This is a genomic window from Pradoshia sp. TA40_28 (genome assembly GCF_059694525.1).
Genome location: NZ_JCATZO010000004.1, coordinates 277600 through 294682 on the forward strand (window position 1 = coordinate 277600; position 17083 = coordinate 294682).

The window sequence follows — 17083 nt, forward strand, 5'->3', positions numbered from 1 at the left end:
CATTGGAATGGTTATTCATCGCCCGTATGGGTAAACATGCCGAATGACCGTTTAAATAAATCAAACCAGCTTGCTCGTTTAACATCTTGTGATGCAATTAATGGCGTTTCTGAAATTACTTTGTCATCTCGCATCATTTTTAAAGTTCCAAGCTGTTCACCTTTTTTGATCGGCGCCTGTACATCTTTTTTCAAAACAATACTTGGACGGACATTAACCTTTTCTTCCCCTTTTTTATTTAAAAGAGAGACCGACCCATCAGTGACCAGACTTACTCTTTTCGTTTGGCCTTTTTCAATTTTTAAAAGAGCCAGCGGCTGATTCTTCTTGTAAACCGGTCTGGATTGATAATTAGCAAAAGCATAATCAAGCATATGGGTCACTTGCGTATTCCGCTCTTTTGGATTTTCAGCCCCAAATACAACTGCGATCACTCGCAAATTATCTTTTTTAGCTGTTGCGGTTAAGCAGTATTTAGCTTGATGTGTAAAACCAGTTTTTAATCCATCCACACCTGGATAAAATTTAACCAGTTTATTGGTATTCACAAGCCAGAATTTTTTATCCGTGTCTTCACGTAAATAAGATTCATATAAACTTGTAAATTGCGTGATTTCTTCATGCTTTAATAATTCTTTCGCCATCATCGCCATATCAAATGCTGTGCTGTAATGGTCGGTTGTTGGCAATCCCGTGCAGTTTTGAAATTTTGTATTTTTTAACCCTAATTCAGTCGCCTTTGCATTCATTCGCTGAACGAATTCCTCTTCGCTCCCGGCAATTTTTTCTGCCATGGCAACAGAGGCATCATTCCCGGAACCAATCGCAATTCCTCGGAGCATTTGTTCTACTGTCATTTCCTCACCCGGTTCAAGGAATATTTGTGAACCACCCATAGAGGCAGCATACTCGCTTGTCCGAACTTTATCTGTCATGCTTATTCGTTTTTGATCCAGTGCCTCCATGATTAACAGCATAGTCATGATTTTCGTCATGCTGGCGGGAGACAGTCGTTCATCTTTATTTTTATCATATATAACAGAACCCGTATCCTTTTCTATCAGTATTGCTGACTTCGTTTTAGGTGCTAAATCTAATTCTGCCGTTTTTATTTTTTCGGCTGCAAATGATGGAATGGACATACTTAAAGTGAACACGATTACTAATAAAGCTGAAACATACCGTTTCATGGACAGACCTCCTACTCATGATAAATTCCAGTTTTTCCAACAAAACCACTTTTATACAGAGAGGTACATTTATTCGTTTTAAAATTTCACTTAATCCGCCACCTCCCTTCATGAACCTATGAAATAAATCCACGAAGAAAAAAGAGGTTGGGACATAACTTTTAAACGACTCTGAAAAGACGAACGATATCTAAATTAATCGACTTTGTTACTACTTATTAAAGAATTAAGTTGGAAAAAAAGTCCGTTCCATTACGCGCTTACTCCACTCGCTTTCCGCGGGGAGGAAGGCTTTAGCCTCCTCGGCTTACGCCTGCTCAGGTCTCAGCCTTTCCTCTACTTCCCGCAGGAGTCGAGTGGCTTCCACTACATTCCACTAAGTTTAATAATGGTATACAGAAGTAACAAATCTATTGAAAACAAATAAAAACCCGAACTATTATGCGAAATATTTATTAAAATATCACCTAATAGTTCGGGTTTATCATTGACTGAAATATTTATGTCCCAGCCCCTTTTAATCTGTTGATTTAAGTGAATAGCTGATGTAGCTTCCTCTTGTTCCCTTTTTTTGCATCAATACAACAAAAAAAACGATTTCCTTCTATCTTTAGCATCTTTTATTATGCAGTGCGGGCTATAGTCATCAATTGCTAATAGTGATAAAATAATGAGTCGTTACTGAAAACGTATGGTGTTTCAACATATGCTACAGGCAGAACATTCTCCAAAGTCTTAGTCCATTCTCTTACTATTTATCTTTAGATTGTGAGGTGTATGCATGCGTGCATTTTTTATAAAAATGAATAAACCGTTATATCGGTACCTTCTTCTAGCGTTTTTTGTGGCTACTTCAATTGTATTTGTGAATCATAATCATTTTCTGTACGATCAGCCAATAGCAAAAGTAACTAAGGTCAAGCATGTTGCTACTGAGGATACAATAGATCGCTTCGAGAACCGCGATCATCTCAATACGCAGGATATGGAGGCTGTCATTAAAAATGGTGATCTGAAGGGGAAAAAAATATCTATAACCAATGAGTATTCGGATTCAAGCGCGTATGACAATAAGTATCGAGTGGGTAGTGAAGTTTTTGTCTCTATTAAGGATGATCGTAAGCAAGAACCGCTTACCGGAACAATACAGTCGGTAAAGAGGGATCAATATGTCTTGCTTGTTGCATGGGTATTCATTCTTACGCTTTTGTTCGTCGGAAGGAAGCAGGGTGTTTTCGCGGTGATAAGCCTCGCTGTGAATGCGGCTATCTTATCTTACGCTTTAGATGTGTATTTGAACACCGGCGTAAGCTTGCTGTGGATTTGTGGGATTTCCGTTGTGATTTTTACGGTTATTTCACTCTTGCTCGTTAATGGCATCAATGAAAAAACATTTGCTGCGATTATCGCGACTTTACTTGGCACATTTGTGTCTTTGTTGATTACGTATTTTGTCATGGAACTAACCAATGATAGCGGACTTCGCTACGAAGAGATGCAATTTCTAACGAAGCCTTATCGAATGGTTTTCTTGGCAGGGCTATTCGTCGGGTCACTTGGGGCCGTTATGGACGTGTCCATTACGCTTGTCTCTTCTATCTTCGGTCTCTATGAAAAAAAACCAGAGATATCTGTCAAAGCACTTCAGGCTTCAGGATTTGAAATTGGAAAAGATATTATGGGGACCATGACTAATATTTTATTTTTCGCCTATATTAGTGGCTCGATTCCGATGTTAATTCTTTATTTTAAAAATGCCTCGCCGATTGGCTTTACCCTTTCAATGAATCTATCGCTTGAATTGGCACGAGCTCTTGCAGGTGGGATTGGCATTGTGATTACTATTCCGATTGGATTGTATACGGCTATTTTCTTTATTAACCGAAAGAGGAGAAACGCATGAATACATTAGTTTCACTGGCAGTTATTTTGTTTATCCTTATGCTCATCATCGGGGGCTATAAGGGGATCAGGTCTTTCGCTGCTATTTTTTTAAACTTTATGGTTTTAATAATCTCAACCATGATTATGTTAATGCCGCAGGCTAATCCAATCATAGTAACCTTGATTGCCTGCTTGATTATTAGCTGTATCAACCTATTCTTTATCAATGAAATAAACACAAAAACCATGACAGCTTTCTTAGCATCCATGTTAACCATCCTTGTTTTACTACTATTCATATGGGGGATGACAGATGTTTCAATGATTCAAGGATTTGGAGAAGAAGAGATGGAAGAGCTTAGCGTTTTCTCCCTATACATAGGCACCGATTTTGTGAAGATTGCCGCATCAGTCATCATTATGAGCACAATTGGCGCGATAACGGACGCAGCCATGGCTATCTCCTCCCCGATGTTTGAGATGCGCTATCATAATCCAAATGCAAGCCGAAAGGAATTATACAAGTTCGGCATCCAAATCGGGAAAGACATTCTCGGTACAAGCGCCAATACACTATTCTTTGCTTTCTTTGGCGGCTATATGGCACTTTTAATCTGGTTTAAAGATTTAAACTATTCCCTGGGTGAAATCATAAACTCCAAGATCTTCAGTTCCGAAATGATTACAATCTTCTGTGCAGGAACAGGCGTTGCATTAGTCATCCCGGTAACCGCTTGGATTACGGCCTATTTCTTTACGAGAGTTAAAAAGAATAAGGCAACAGAATCAATGGAATAACGTTTTTAAAAGAATGCTCCCCTTGAGGGAGTATTTCAGATTATAGACAAAAGGAATTCAGAAAGGCTCCAAAGGTGCCAATTTCTGAATTCCTTCTTTATTTTTCGGCTTATTCACGGGGAGAGACCTATCATGCAAATTACCTGGGGTGACAATCGTTCCTAGTTCCTAAGACAAATCTATCTCAATCAGCTGCAGTGTGAAACGAGTAGGCAAACTGTTTGGTTCGCTCATCTTTTACATAGTAACCACTTTCCAGGTCTGTACTACTTCTTCTTCCTTTTCGAATGGTTAACATTCTCATCATCACCTTGGAAAATAATAATTATCTATACTATACAAAATAACACAGTGAATTTCTGTCTTTACTATGGAAACTTCATATAACGTGTATCCTATTTTCTGCAGAATGGGAGAGGCTCCTGCGGGAAGAACAAGCGTATCAAGACCCCGCAGCGCAGAGCGCGAGGAGGCTTGATGCTTGCCCGCGGAAAGCGAGCCCATTCTGCAGAAAATAGCGTTAACCGGTGAGAACACTGAAAACAAAAATACTGCAGACAAGGTTCTCTAAGATAAGGACTTTGTCTACAGTCTGAAATACTCCCCTTAAGAGAGTATATTTTGATGAGATGGATTTGATGGTTCAATCCTTATGATGCTGTTTTGAAGTCTCTTATAAATGCCGGCATTCCCCTAAAATAATGATTTTTGGACAAAAGCACTTACCCTATAAAAAAAGAGGCGCCCAATAAGTCCTTTAAAGACTTATCAGGCAACCTCTTATTTTAATACCACTTACGCTTCAATTTTCATTTCAGAAACGATTGTTTTCACCAATGCCAAGAATGTTGATTTTACTTTCTCAGTTGTTTCAATGACTTCATCGTGTGCCAATGGCTGATCCAGGATTCCTGCAGCCATATTCGTAATGCAAGAAATACCAAGTACTTTCATACCGCCATGAGCAGCAACAATTACTTCAGGCACTGTAGACATACCAACTGCATCTCCGCCTAAAATACGCGCCATTCTTACTTCAGCAGGTGTTTCATAAGTAGGGCCTGTAAACCCAATGTAAACACCTTTTTGAACCGCAATATTTTGTTCAGAAGCAACACGTTCTGCCAATTGCACAAGTTCCTTTGTATACGCACTTGACATATCCGGGAATCTTGGTCCAAATTCCTTATAATTTGGTCCGATAAGTGGATGTGCACCCATATAATTAATATGATCCGTGATAATCATCAAATCACCAGGTGTGAAGCTTTCATTTACTCCGCCTGCAGCATTAGTTACAAGAATATGCGTCATTCCCATTGCTTTCATGACACGTACTGGGAATGTCACTTCTTGCATGGAATATCCTTCGTAATAATGGAAACGTCCTTGCATCGCTGCCACTGTTTTACCGCCAAGTGTTCCAACAACTAGTTGGCCAGCATGGCCTTCCACAGTGGATACTGGGAAATGAGGAATTTCACTGTAAGGAATCACAGTAGCATTTTCAATCTCATCTGCCAATACTCCCAATCCTGAACCAAGGATTAATCCCAGTTCCGGTTTTTGTCCGGATACTTCTAAAATATGCGCTGCTGCTTCATTTACTTTTTCAAACATTGTTTTCTCTCCTTTTAATTAAGTTCCTTAAGGAAACTTACTCCATGCTCAGGCATTTTCACACCGAAATTATCTGCAATTGTTGCACCAATGTCAGCAAATGTTTTACGAATTGGTAGTTCTTTGCCTACTTCAAATTGTTTAGAGTAAACAAGCAAAGGAACATATTCTCTTGTATGGTCTGTTCCAGGATGAACTGGATCATTACCATGGTCAGCTGTAATGATTAGAAGATCATCTTCCTGCATCTTATCTAGCACTTCTTGCAATCTTCCATCATACTCTTCCAGTGCTTTACCATATCCAAGTGGATCACGTCTGTGGCCAAATACAGCATCAAAATCAACAAGGTTAAGGAAGCTTAGGCCAGTGAAGTCCATATCCAATGTTTGAACCTGCTTATCCATACCGTCCATATTGCTTGTTGTACGAAGCGCTTGTGTAACTCCTTCGCCATCGTAAATATCAGCAATTTTTCCGATTGAGATTACGTCAAAATCGCTATCCTTTAACTCATTCATAACCGTGCGGCCAAATGGTTTCAAGGCATAATCATGACGATTTGGCGTACGTTTGAAATCACCTGGCTCACCAATAAATGGACGAGCAATAATTCTTCCTACCATATATTCTTCACGAAGAGTCATTTCTCTGGCAATTTCACAAATACGATAGAGTTCTTCAAGAGGAACTACATCTTCATGAGCCGCGATTTGCAGAACAGAGTCAGCGGATGTATAAACGATTAATGCTCCCGTTTTTACATGTTCTTCTCCCAATTCCACCAAGATTTCTGTACCGCTTGCCGGTTTATTCCCAATAATTTTTCTTCCGCTTTTTTCTTCTAGCTCCTGAATCAATTCAGGTGGGAAGCCTTCAGGAAATACACGGAATGGAGTATCAATACGAAGACCCATAATTTCCCAGTGGCCTGTCATTGTATCTTTTCCATTGGATGCTTCTTGCATTTTTGTATAGTAAGCCATTGGCTTTTCTACCTTTTGAATTCCTTTAATTTCTCTGATATTAGACAAGCCTAATTTACCCATGACAGGCATGTCCAATCCGTTCATTTTTTCAGCTATATGCCCAAGTGTATCTGAGCCTTTATCGCCAAATTTCTCTGCATCGGGAGCTTCCCCAATACCCACAGAATCCATAACGGTTAAAAATACTCGTTTAAATCTCATAACGAAACCTCCAACTTCTTTTATATGTAGGTTACCCTTTCTCAACGCCTATAATCTTTCTTCATTATTGGTTAAAATTTGCAGTTCAAAAGTTTCAGGCGTCAGAGGTCTGACTTCTTTATTTTACATCACTCGGGAAACGTTGCCAATTTAAGTTTACCAAAATTTAATAGATTTATTTTTCTCTATTCACTTAATATTCAAAAAGACACTTGCTCATCCTGCTCATAACTACAAAGAATAGTCTCTCAACTCAAAGGCGGCTTCTCATACAAGAAGCCGCCTTACCTATCTTTTTAAATAGAAATCAGCTGTTAAGCACGGGGATGAAACTTGCTGTATACATCCTTTAGTCTGACATTCGTAACATGCGTATAGATTTGTGTCGTTGATATGTCAGCATGTCCAAGCATTTCCTGGACAGCTCGCAAATCCGCTCCATTCATCAGTAAATGGGTAGCGAATGAATGGCGAAGTGTATGAGGGGTCAAGGACTTTTGTATATTCGCTTTCAAGGATAGCTTCTTTATTATCTTCCATAACCCTTGTCGGCTGAGGCGCCCTCCATGATGATTTAAAAATAAAGCATCTGATTTGTCCTTTTGGCTGACCAATTTAGGTCTTCCCGTTGTCAGGTAGGCCGTAATCGAATCAAGAGCCATTTTTCCTACCGGTATGATTCGTTCCTTGTTCCCTTTCCCAATACAACGGACAAACCCCATCTCAATATGTACATTATCAATATTCAATTCTATTAATTCACTGACCCGCATGCCAGTGGCATAGAGAAGCTCCAAAATAGCCTTATCCCGTATCCCAAAAGCATCAGATGGATCAGGTGCATTCAGCAATGCTTCCGTTTCTTCCTGACTTAATACTTTTGGCAGGGATTTCTCGGTATGAGGGCTTTCAATCAGAACAGAGGGATCTGACTCAGAAATGCGTTCCCTTAATAAAAATTGATGAAAGGATCGAATGGAAGCTGTATGACGTGCCAGCGTTTTTGACGATTTCCCATCATCCTTTAATTTAGACAAAAACTGGACAATATGAACACGGGAAACATCTTTCCAATCCTCTATTTGCTGTTCTTTTTTTAAAAATGTATAATACGAATCCAAATCTCGTTTATACGATAGGAGGGTATTCTTAGCCAACCCTTTTTCAATTGTTAAGTAATGCATAAAATCCTGCAATGGGTCTTTCATATTCATTTACTCCCCGTCTAAATAAAATAGAAAGAGTCTTTCTCTCCATCCAGGCTCTCCTTCATCATTGGTGGATTGAAAAACCTTTACAGCCGAACCTTTAGGCTCGTCATAGCGATGAAGATTTTCATATTCCTCATTAAACCAAACAATAGCAAAATAAAACAATATCGTAAAGCCAACAAACATAACGAACACTTTGCCTGTTTGCCAAAATATTTTAATCAGCTTTCTCATTTCTCCTAGTCCTCCAGGCTTTTTTATCAATTTATGCCTGATTGGACATGTTTTATACATACCATCTTTGGTTTTAGGACAAAAGATAAAACCTTTCCATCCAGGAAAGGCTTATCTTGCATGATTATTGCCAGAACCTGTTGTTTCCGGTTCTTCTTTTTTATCTTGGCAGCGATGACAGATTCCGTGGAAAGTCAGACGGTGATCCTTAATCTTAAATCTAAATTTCTGTTCAACAATTGGTTCCACATCATCTAATAAATCCTCGAGGATTTCATCTACTGCTCCACATTCTATACAGACTAAATGATGATGAAAATGCGCCGCTCCCTCTTGTCGCAAATCATAACGGGAAACCCCATCACCAAAATTTATTTTATCTACAATTTTAAGTTCAGTAAGTAATTCAAGTGTTCTATATACAGTTGCCAAACCGATTTCCGGTGCTTTTTCTTTAACGAGCAAATAAACATCCTCTGCACTTAAATGGTCTTCTTCATTCTCGAGCAATACTCTAACCGTGGCTTCTCGCTGCGGCGTCAGCTTGTAACTTGAAGAATGTAATTGCTTTTTAATTCGATCGATTCTAGATTCCAACCCTTTTCCTCCTCGCCGCTATATCTATCCAAATATCTTTATACATTATGGGGAGAAGGCAAAAAGGGATTTTCAGTCCAGCCTTCCATCTCCTTCTATAGTATAGCAAAAAAAATCGCCATGTAAAATATAATAATTATAAACAACTATCTATAATCATTATTATTTGATAATCAATCTCATCCCATGTGGTCAATAACCGCTTTCATAAGTCCCGGTGATAAAAAAGCTTCAATCAGGGCTGCAACGATAAAGGACAATAAAGCCATTCCAAGCAACATGGAGTATTGGATGAAGTAAGGCCTTAACTTTTCACGGCTTGATTTCAGGAATTGACGTTTAATCATCTTAATGGAAATAATGACGGCACATGAGGCCATAATAATCGTCACAGGAACAAGAATGATATTCTGAGGTAAAACAGATACGCAAGCAAGCATAAACCCCTGCCATCCCGTTTGGCTGACCAGAAAACCGACAGTAAAGCCAATGACGATTCCTTTTATAAAAAGAAGAATTAAAATCAATGGCAACCCAATAATCGAAATTCCTAAAATCCACATTAAAATAATGAACTTCGCATTTTCTTTAAAGCTATAAACAAACATTTCACTGCTTGCACTGACCTTCCCCTGCTTTAACTCCCCAAAGAATTGTGACAAATAATAGAACAAATCTTCTTTTTGCGTTAATGACAGGCTATTAACAATGATTGCCCCAAAAATAATGCCCATCAGAAATAGTACCATGATAAAAATGAATATAGATAGATGATCTTTACTATTAAAAAGCAAAGCTCTTTTATTGTATGATTTTTTCACCAGTCTTGACTCCTCTCCGGTTCACTTACTAGATTCTATGTATTTACTAGAGATTGTATTCTAGTAAAAATAAAATTCTTACTAGTCAAACTAGTATGATATAATCTCTATAATTTACATAAAAGGAGGATGTTGGATATGAATCCAATCTTATTAGACATTCCTGAAAGAATAGATGGGGAACGAATTTATCTGCGTACTTGTAAGGCAGGAGACGGGCCAATGGTCCATGATGCCATACTCGCTTCAAAAGAAGAATTGAAACCGTGGATGCCGTGGGCTCACCGTGATCAAACCATTGAAGAGACAGAGGAAAACTTACGAAGGGCACATGCGGAGTTTATTTTAAGAGAAGATATTCGGCTGTATGTGATGAGAAAAGAAGACGATGTCTTCCTTGGTTCGACAGGTTTACATAGAATAAATTGGGAAACTAAAAAGTTTGAGATTGGTTATTGGATGGATTCTCGTTACACCAAAAAAGGCTATATGACAGAGGCAGTTGAGGTATTAACAGCATTCACATTCGATGAATTACTGGCTAACCGGGTGGAAATTCGCTGTGATCCTGAAAACATAAATTCCAGACGCATTCCGGAAAGATTAGGCTATACTCTTGAGGGGACATTAAGGCACGATAGCTATAATTCCACCGGTACTCTCCTTCGTGATACATGCATTTTCTCTAAAATCAGAACCGATATATAAATGAAAACGGCTGTGAATGGTGAACTCACAGCCGCTTCCTATCTTATTCCGTGATCACTTTACCATACGTGCCGCCTCCGCCTTTTTGTAAAGAAAGAGTGCCAGAACGCGCCTGATAAATGAGGGTCGCTATTTTCTCAGGAACCAGCGCCTTTAAATCATCCAAGCTGGCTTCATGAATCACGGCCATCTCAGAACCAAATCCCGCTATTAATTTATCCAACGTTTTCGGACCAAGACCCGGAATAAATTCTAGTGGTATGTGATGAATATAAGGTGGCCTAACTTGTAAAACATCTTCCGGCTTTACATCGGAAAGATCCTCTATTCTTTCAGCTACTCCGCGTGTAACATGCGTTGAGCCACAATAAGGACAACGCTGCGAATAAACAGCAAGCGTTTCACTGCAATTCTCACAAACCGTTTCATGATATTTACCAAGATACGGATTCAGCCCGTAGTTAGCCAGAATGGCGCGCCCGTCTTTTTGTTGAAGAGCTTTATGCCATTCCGTAAAGGTCGGTTCTTGGAGTGAAAGTTTTTGATATTCACGCGCCAGCTTCGGTAAGGAATGTGCATCACTATTGGTTAAAAAAGGATAGCGATTCAATTCCCTTAACTTTGAGGCCATACTTGTGTCTGCACTCAGCCCCAGTTCAACTGCATCAATCCACTCGGGATTCAAAACCTCACGTAAGCTTTTTAAGACTCCTCTTCCATATAAACTTTTATGGGGAGTGAAAATATGCGCAGGGATAAATAATCCGCTCAATTCCTTCACTTTTTCCTGCAGAACAGTAGCCCGCTCATAGATTCGTTGTGAGCTGAGTGTGCGATTGGTCACTCTTGTCCCAAACCATTCTGAAAAAAGCTTCATTTTTTCGAGAGTAGGAAAATAAGCGAGCACATGAATAGGTCCATGACAGTTTTCATCATTGATTTCGATTTCACTGCCCGGAATCAAAACCGTGCCATCTCTATGTTGAAGACCGCCTCCATCAAGTTCTATCATATCCCCATTTGCGATCAAATCTTCTAATTCCTCGATCACATCAGGAACATGGCAGTCAATGACTCCCACCATATTCAATCCTTTTCTGGTTGCAGCATATTCAAGAATGTTGGAAATCGTCAAGCTCTTAGCTCCTGTTATTTTGACAGGTTTACCGGATTTTGTTCTCCCCACATGAATATGAAAATCCCCATAATAGGTTTTCATTATTTAGACAAAGCCTCTTGGAGCTGTAAGTATTGAACCGCGTAGGCTGTTTTGGCATCCTGAATTCTTTCTTCTTTAATCAGTTGCAATGCCTCATCCAACGTCACTTCCATCAAATCCACAAATTCGTCCTCATCCAAGCCTCGCGCATTTTCTTTCTTGGAAAGACCTTTAGCCAAATAAATATGTACAATCTCATCAGCAAAGCCAGGAGATGTATAAAGAGAAATGATATGTTCGATGGATTCACAGGCATATCCTGTTTCCTCTTCCATTTCGCGTACTACACAATCTCTTGGATCTTCTCCGGCATCCAGTTTACCGGCTGGAATTTCCACTAACGCTTTTTCCATCGGCTTGCGATATTGCTCAACAAGCACAAGCTTATTTTCATCTGTAACGGCAATCACTGCTACCGCACCAGGGTGTTTAATTAATTCTCTAGTCGATGTCTTTCCATTGGGGAGAAGTACTTCATCCACACGTACATCCAAAATTCTCCCTTTAAAAATAGGTTCTGATTTAATGGTTTTTTCTTCATATTTGTACATCTTTCTATCTCTCCTTTTGTTCTAAAAAGCATTCGTCTGTTCATACATTTTACCATATAGCATGTCCAAAGGGGTGCATTATGAAAGTATGGATCAGTGATAATCAAATCATTTTAAGCGGAAAAGCTTGGGAAGTCAGGGCAAAATTAAAGGAATATGGGAATCAATATATCTATGTAAAAGACTGGCTGCAGGCGGTCCGCCAAATTAAATGACGGATTCCTATCCTTCCATTACAATAAAGATAAACAAACTGTAACTAGCGGAAGGAGAGCACTTTTTGTGAAAAAGAGACAAATTGGAGAATCAGATTTATATGTCACAGAGATGGGGCTTGGGTGCATGTCACTCGGTAAAGACGAACAACACGCCCGGAACATACTGGAGACAGCCATCGAGCATGGAATCAATTATTTTGATACAGCTGATTTGTATGATTTTGGTCTTAATGAAGAAATCGTCGGAAATGTCTTAAAACCCTATCGAGATCAATTGGTCATTGCGACAAAAGCAGGTAACAAATGGAACAGTGATCAAACATCATGGTCCTGGGACCCTTCCCCTACCCATATTAAACAAGCAGTAAAGGATAGTCTGAAACGCCTTCAGATGGATTATATCGATTTATATCAGCTACACGGCGGTACACTGGAAGACCCGATTGATGAAACCATTTCCGCCTTTGAAGACTTAAAGAAGGAAGGCTATATACGAGAATATGGTATTTCATCCATCCGCCCCAATGTCATTAAGGAATTTGTAAACCGATCCAGTATGATTTCTGTCATGATGCAATATAGCCTGCTCGACCGAAGACCGGAAGAATGGATGCCACTCCTCCAGGAAAATCAAATCAGCTTAATCGCCAGAGGTCCTGTCGCAAAAGGCCTTTTATCTGAGGAAATGTTGAACAAGGCTTCCGATACGATTCGTGAAAACGGCTATTTGGACTACACGTATGCGGAGCTTGAGAATTTACTTCCAACGATTAAAGAAAAAGTAAAGGATCGTTCCATGAATGAACTGGCATTCCAATATATCCTCGCTTCCCCGGCAGTTGCCGCAGTTATTCCAGGGGCAAGCAGTGCCAAACAATTACGCGAGAATATCAAAGCTGTAGACAGCAATCCGTTAACCATCCAGGAACTAGAGTTATTACGTTCATTGACTAAAGCGAATCAATACGAGTCTCATCGTTAATTAAACAGGAGTCAGGCTATTTTCTGTCCTAATAGCCTGACTCCTGTTTCTTATAGGGATGACTTGGATTCATCCTAAACATAAAATAACCAGTCGAAATCTTCCCGATGATAATCACAATAAAAATAATCATTCGTTTTAGAATCATACACATATTCCTGTTGCCACTCTTTTAGATTTTCAACAATCCATTTCATCGCCGAAATAAATTGGTAGGCTTCTGCATTCGTCATTGTTGGATGAACAGAAAATCGAATCCACCCAGGTTTGGCTGCTAGATCTCCTTCATCAACCAAATTCATAATCTGGTGAGAACTCTCCTTGGAGATATCTAATAAGTAATGTCCATACGTACCTGCACAGGAACACCCACCTCGTACCTGTATTCCAAAACGATCGTTCAATAATTTAACAATTAAATTATAATGCACTCCCGGAACCGTAAACGAAATAATACCCAGCCTCTCTTCTTTCTCTGGTTCAAGAACATTAATTTTAGGGATGGATAACAGTCCCGGAAGAATGATGGACAGCAATTCTTTCTCTCTTTGCATCATAGTGTCTACCCCCATTTCCTCCTTCAGCCTGATGCATAATGCGGTTCGAATACATTGTAAAATACCGGGAGTTCCCCCATCCTCCCGCGTCTCTATTTCATCATAATAATGATGCTCTCCCCAAGGATTTGTCCACGTAACCGTACCTCCCCCTGGATGATCGGGTATATGATTGTGATAAAGATGTTTATTAAAAATAAGAATGCCACTCGTACCTGGCCCTCCCAGAAACTTATGCGGCGAAAAATAAATAGCATCCAGCTGGTTGTCTGGTTTCCCTGGATGCATATTCATCTTTACATACGGAGCACTTGCAGCAAAGTCAACCATACAGATGCCCCCATGTTTATGCATCACGCTTGCGAGCTCATAATAAGGAGTAATCAGCCCGGTTACATTGGAGCATGCTGTAAAAGCACCAATTTTCATCGTTCTGTTCGAATACATTTGTAACTGTTTATCTAATTGTTCTGGACAAACATTCCCATCCGCATCAGGTTCCACTATTACGACATCCGAAATCGTCTCGAGCCAGGATGTATGGTTGGAATGATGTTCCCGATGAGTAAGAAAGACCACTGGCCTTTCCTCTGGTCTTAGATCAAGTCTGGATTCCCATTTTTCTGAAATGCGTAAGCCCAGTATCCGTTGCAATTTATTAATGACTGAAGTCATCCCAAAGCCATCAAGGAGTATGACATCATCCTTCCCAGCATTTACATGTTTTTTTATGATTCTTTTTGCATGAAGATAGGCATTCGTCATGAATGAGCCTGTTTGGTTAGATTCTGTATGTGTATTGGCCATATATGGACCGAATTCCATCATAATTTTATCTTCAATCGGTTTATACAACCGGCCGCTCGCTGTCCAATCCGCATATATAATCGGTCTTTCTCCATATGGGGTTAGAAAGGTTTCGTCAATCCCAATAATGTTTTTACGAAAACCGTTGAAATATTGCTCCAACTCTCCAAACCATTCCCGCTGCTGATTCCCAATCTTTGCCTTCAACAATCCGGTTCACCTTCTATCTGCATAAGTCAGTTACAGTATATGAATCAATAGCCTAATGGTTATTGGTGAAGGAGGAAATTTTTTCAGAAACAGATTCTCCTAGTATAGAAGTCTCAAAAAAGAACCACCCTTGTTTTCAGGACGGTTCTCACTCATTGCTTCAATCCTTAAATTGTTTCCAGTTCAGATTGCTTTCATTTAATAGTTCTTCAAAACTCTTATTTTTCTCGCGACGTTTTCGTTCCTCGCGCTTTTGTTTTTCCATTTGCTGTATCCGGCGCTGTTCCTCTTCTTTTAATTCGCCTTTCTTGTTCTGCAACTGGCTTAAGATATCTTGGTTAAGCAGATCTCCCAAGCTAATTGAGCTGTCATCTTTTTTCTTAGATGGTTTATGCTTCATCATGGATTATAGCTCCTTTTTTCTTTTTATTATAAACGCTCAGACAAAAGAAGTCAGGAATGTTTAACTTATTATTCACGATCAAACCGTGTAAACATTACTCAAATTAGGTATAATTTGTAACTATATATTCATATTATTCATATAAATATGGTATGATTAAATGAAGTATAGAGGAGGCCATGATGGGCAGAGAGTTTGACCAGCTATTTGATGAATGGGCAGCTAATTATGATGAAACCGTGTCCGGTTCTGACGATCAATATGTCGATGTGTTTTTGAATTATGATCATATTCTCGAAACAGTTGCTTCTCATGCGGAAGGATCTGTCATCGAGTTCGGAGTAGGTACAGGAAATTTGACTGCACGCTTATTTGAAAAAGGATATCAAGTTCTTGGAATAGAGCCTTCTACGGAAATGAGAAAGAAGGCAAAGAAAAAGCTCGGGTCCTTATCCATTGTAGATGGTGATTTCTTTCACTTTCCAGTGGATGAAAATGGAGTAGATACATTTGTAAGCACGTATGCCTTTCACCATCTAACCGATGACGAAAAAGAGAAAGCGATTGCTCTATACTCCAATATCCTTAAATCAGACGGTAAAATCGTGTTTGCCGATACGATATTTTCAACAAAAGAGGATAAACAAGCGACTATTGAGACAGCTGAAACTAACAAATTCGATCGTTTAGCAGAGGACTTACGAACTGAGTATTACACGACGATTCCTTACATGAAATCCGTACTCGAAAAGCATCACTTCCACGTAACCTTTGAACAGCTAAATACATTTGTTTGGCTCATCCATGCAACTAAACTATAATAAAAATATAGACTCTATCCCTATAGCCCTATAGGGTTTTTTCGTTTATACATCTGCTTATTATTTCTGTGTTTGTTTTTTCTGCAGAATGGTAAACTAAATTATTATAGAGTATTTTCGGGGGGCTTTTTTGTGAAAAAGAAAAAATGGTACCTTGTCATTGGTGCATTCATTACATACATAATTGGAATTGGTGTGTTCTTTTCTAGCCTGCTTATGTTTATGAAACGTAAAGATGTGGAGGCTGTACGGAAGCGCGAAGAAGAGGCAGGCCGTTTTAATGTTACTTCCTTTCAAGAGCTACCCCAACAGGAGAATTGGATTCAGTCCAAACATGGATATCGAATCCATTCCATATTTGTAGAACCACATAAAAACTCAAAAAAATGGATGATCATCGCACACGGAGTTACTGAAAATAAGTGGAATTCGATTCGATACGTTAATTTATTCGCCAAAAAAGGATTCAATTCTGTCATCTATGATCATCGTCGCCATGGCGATTCAGAAGGAAAAACGAGCAGCTATGGATATTATGAAAAAGATGATCTTGCCGCTGTTGTTGAAGAATTAAAAGCTCAAAAGGGCCATGATATTTTGCTTGGTATACATGGGGAATCGATGGGCGCTGTTACCCTTCTGCTTTACGCAGGCACAGTTGAAGATGGAGCTGATTTCTATATAGCGGATTGCCCATTCTCCGAATTCTCCGAGCAAATTGCTTACCGGCTAAAAGAAGATTTCCATCTCCCAAAATGGATGGTCCTCCCCTTTGGTGATTGGTGGCTAAAAAAGAGGGATGGCTATTCATTCAGAGAGGTTTCTCCCTTAAAAGCAGTGGAGAATATAAAAAGCCCAGTCTTGTTTATCCACAGCCTAGAGGATGCTTATATCCCTCCATCGATGAGCGAGGAATTGTACCAACACAAAAAAGGACCAAAACAACTGTACCTTGCCGAAAAAGGCCAGCACGCTCAGTCCTATAATTCCAATCCCGATGCTTATGAAAAAGTAATCGATTCATTTCTTGAAGCTCATGTGCCCCTTTTCTTATAATGGGGC

The 17083-nt window shown here is 39.4% G+C and carries 18 protein-coding genes; 7 read left to right on the forward strand and 11 right to left on the reverse strand.

Annotated features, from left to right (window positions below):
* Positions 1-11 precede the first annotated feature (11 nt).
* On the reverse strand, positions 12-1190 hold the full coding sequence (locus tag AC58NB_RS07370; RefSeq protein WP_497426183.1) for a D-alanyl-D-alanine carboxypeptidase family protein: 1179 nt from the start codon (positions 1188-1190) through the stop codon (positions 12-14).
* Between the two features lie 802 nt (positions 1191-1992).
* Here AC58NB_RS07370 and AC58NB_RS07375 point away from each other — a divergent pair.
* Together AC58NB_RS07375 and AC58NB_RS07380 are read left to right on the forward strand one after the other, a co-directional pair.
* Positions 1993-3093, forward strand: coding sequence for a YibE/F family protein (locus AC58NB_RS07375; RefSeq protein WP_497426184.1), 1101 nt, complete (start codon positions 1993-1995; stop codon positions 3091-3093).
* Entirely contained in the window at positions 3090-3872 is a 783-nt protein-coding gene (locus tag AC58NB_RS07380) for a YibE/F family protein (protein WP_497426185.1), read from the forward strand. Before AC58NB_RS07375 ends, AC58NB_RS07380 begins: the two co-directional genes overlap by 4 nt.
* A 795-nt stretch (positions 3873-4667) precedes the next feature.
* On the opposite strand, the gene AC58NB_RS07385 is transcribed toward AC58NB_RS07380, so the two are convergent.
* The 6 genes from AC58NB_RS07385 to spoIIM form a co-directional block, all read right to left on the reverse strand.
* Positions 4668-5492, reverse strand: coding sequence for a purine-nucleoside phosphorylase (locus AC58NB_RS07385; RefSeq protein ID WP_497426186.1), 825 nt, complete (start codon positions 5490-5492; stop codon positions 4668-4670).
* A 14-nt stretch (positions 5493-5506) separates the two neighbouring features.
* Entirely contained in the window at positions 5507-6682 is a 1176-nt protein-coding gene (gene deoB / locus AC58NB_RS07390; RefSeq protein ID WP_497426187.1) for a phosphopentomutase, read from the reverse strand.
* A 314-nt stretch (positions 6683-6996) separates the two neighbouring features.
* Entirely contained in the window at positions 6997-7890 is an 894-nt protein-coding gene (xerD, locus tag AC58NB_RS07395) for a site-specific tyrosine recombinase XerD (RefSeq protein WP_497426188.1), read from the reverse strand.
* A gap of 6 nt (positions 7891-7896) precedes the next feature.
* Positions 7897-8127, reverse strand: coding sequence for a YqzK family protein (locus AC58NB_RS07400; protein ID WP_497426189.1), 231 nt, complete (start codon positions 8125-8127; stop codon positions 7897-7899).
* Positions 8128-8238: 111 nt separating this feature from the next.
* On the reverse strand, positions 8239-8724 hold the full coding sequence (gene fur / locus AC58NB_RS07405; RefSeq protein ID WP_497426190.1) for a ferric iron uptake transcriptional regulator: 486 nt from the start codon (positions 8722-8724) through the stop codon (positions 8239-8241).
* Positions 8725-8903: 179 nt separating this feature from the next.
* Positions 8904-9545, reverse strand: a complete 642-nt coding sequence (gene spoIIM, locus AC58NB_RS07410; RefSeq protein ID WP_497426191.1) for a stage II sporulation protein M — start codon at positions 9543-9545, stop codon at positions 8904-8906.
* A gap of 138 nt (positions 9546-9683) precedes the next feature.
* On the opposite strand from spoIIM, the gene AC58NB_RS07415 reads away from it, so the two are divergent.
* Complete coding sequence (locus AC58NB_RS07415) at positions 9684-10253, forward strand: GNAT family N-acetyltransferase (RefSeq protein WP_497426192.1); 570 nt, start codon at positions 9684-9686, stop codon at positions 10251-10253.
* A 43-nt stretch (positions 10254-10296) separates the two neighbouring features.
* Here the strand turns inward: AC58NB_RS07415 and AC58NB_RS07420 are convergent, their stop codons facing one another.
* A complete protein-coding gene (locus AC58NB_RS07420) occupies positions 10297-11472 on the reverse strand; it encodes an endonuclease Q family protein (RefSeq protein WP_497426193.1) in 1176 nt (391 codons plus the stop codon).
* On the reverse strand, positions 11472-12023 hold the full coding sequence (locus AC58NB_RS07425; protein ID WP_497426194.1) for an NUDIX domain-containing protein: 552 nt from the start codon (positions 12021-12023) through the stop codon (positions 11472-11474). The genes AC58NB_RS07420 and AC58NB_RS07425 overlap by 1 nt, the downstream gene beginning before the upstream one ends.
* 80 nt (positions 12024-12103) lie before the next feature.
* Between AC58NB_RS07425 and mciZ the strand changes: the two genes are divergently transcribed.
* Positions 12104-12238 (forward strand): Z-ring formation inhibitor MciZ, encoded by a 135-nt coding sequence (gene mciZ / locus AC58NB_RS07430; RefSeq protein WP_491132251.1) that lies wholly within the window; start codon positions 12104-12106, stop codon positions 12236-12238.
* Positions 12239-12305: 67 nt separating this feature from the next.
* Positions 12306-13223, forward strand: a complete 918-nt coding sequence (locus AC58NB_RS07435; RefSeq protein WP_497426195.1) for an aldo/keto reductase — start codon at positions 12306-12308, stop codon at positions 13221-13223.
* Between the two features lie 74 nt (positions 13224-13297).
* Here the strand turns inward: AC58NB_RS07435 and AC58NB_RS07440 are convergent, their stop codons facing one another.
* Together AC58NB_RS07440 and AC58NB_RS07445 are read right to left on the reverse strand one after the other, a co-directional pair.
* Positions 13298-14797, reverse strand: a complete 1500-nt coding sequence (locus AC58NB_RS07440) for an aminotransferase class V-fold PLP-dependent enzyme (protein WP_497426196.1) — start codon at positions 14795-14797, stop codon at positions 13298-13300.
* 160 nt (positions 14798-14957) lie between these two features.
* A complete protein-coding gene (locus tag AC58NB_RS07445; RefSeq protein ID WP_491075574.1) occupies positions 14958-15200 on the reverse strand; it encodes a DUF3886 domain-containing protein in 243 nt (80 codons plus the stop codon).
* Positions 15201-15382: 182 nt separating this feature from the next.
* Between AC58NB_RS07445 and AC58NB_RS07450 the strand changes: the two genes are divergently transcribed.
* Positions 15383-16021 (forward strand): class I SAM-dependent DNA methyltransferase, encoded by a 639-nt coding sequence (locus tag AC58NB_RS07450; protein WP_497426197.1) that lies wholly within the window; start codon positions 15383-15385, stop codon positions 16019-16021.
* Between the two features lie 132 nt (positions 16022-16153).
* Positions 16154-17077 (forward strand): alpha/beta hydrolase, encoded by a 924-nt coding sequence (locus tag AC58NB_RS07455; RefSeq protein WP_497426198.1) that lies wholly within the window; start codon positions 16154-16156, stop codon positions 17075-17077.
* The last annotated feature ends 6 nt before the right edge of the window (positions 17078-17083 follow it).

Excerpts from the sequence above, each read along its gene's own strand:
- AC58NB_RS07375 (WP_497426184.1), top strand. The coding sequence starts at position 1,993 with ATGAATAAACCGTTATATCGGTACCTTCTTCTAGCGTTTTTTGTGGCT.
- AC58NB_RS07450 (WP_497426197.1), top strand. The coding sequence starts at position 15,383 with ATGGGCAGAGAGTTTGACCAGCTATTTGATGAATGGGCAGCTAATTAT.
- AC58NB_RS07380 (WP_497426185.1), top strand. The coding sequence starts at position 3,090 with ATGAATACATTAGTTTCACTGGCAGTTATTTTGTTTATCCTTATGCTC.
- AC58NB_RS07415 (WP_497426192.1), top strand. The coding sequence starts at position 9,684 with ATGAATCCAATCTTATTAGACATTCCTGAAAGAATAGATGGGGAACGA.
- mciZ (WP_491132251.1), top strand. The coding sequence starts at position 12,104 with ATGAAAGTATGGATCAGTGATAATCAAATCATTTTAAGCGGAAAAGCT.
- deoB (WP_497426187.1), bottom strand. The coding sequence starts at position 6,682 with ATGAGATTTAAACGAGTATTTTTAACCGTTATGGATTCTGTGGGTATT.
- AC58NB_RS07400 (WP_497426189.1), bottom strand. The coding sequence starts at position 8,127 with ATGAGAAAGCTGATTAAAATATTTTGGCAAACAGGCAAAGTGTTCGTT.
- AC58NB_RS07385 (WP_497426186.1), bottom strand. The coding sequence starts at position 5,492 with ATGTTTGAAAAAGTAAATGAAGCAGCAGCGCATATTTTAGAAGTATCC.
- AC58NB_RS07420 (WP_497426193.1), bottom strand. The coding sequence starts at position 11,472 with ATGAAAACCTATTATGGGGATTTTCATATTCATGTGGGGAGAACAAAA.
- AC58NB_RS07370 (WP_497426183.1), bottom strand. The coding sequence starts at position 1,190 with ATGAAACGGTATGTTTCAGCTTTATTAGTAATCGTGTTCACTTTAAGT.
- AC58NB_RS07445 (WP_491075574.1), bottom strand. The coding sequence starts at position 15,200 with ATGATGAAGCATAAACCATCTAAGAAAAAAGATGACAGCTCAATTAGC.
- AC58NB_RS07425 (WP_497426194.1), bottom strand. The coding sequence starts at position 12,023 with ATGTACAAATATGAAGAAAAAACCATTAAATCAGAACCTATTTTTAAA.
- xerD (WP_497426188.1), bottom strand. The coding sequence starts at position 7,890 with ATGAAAGACCCATTGCAGGATTTTATGCATTACTTAACAATTGAAAAA.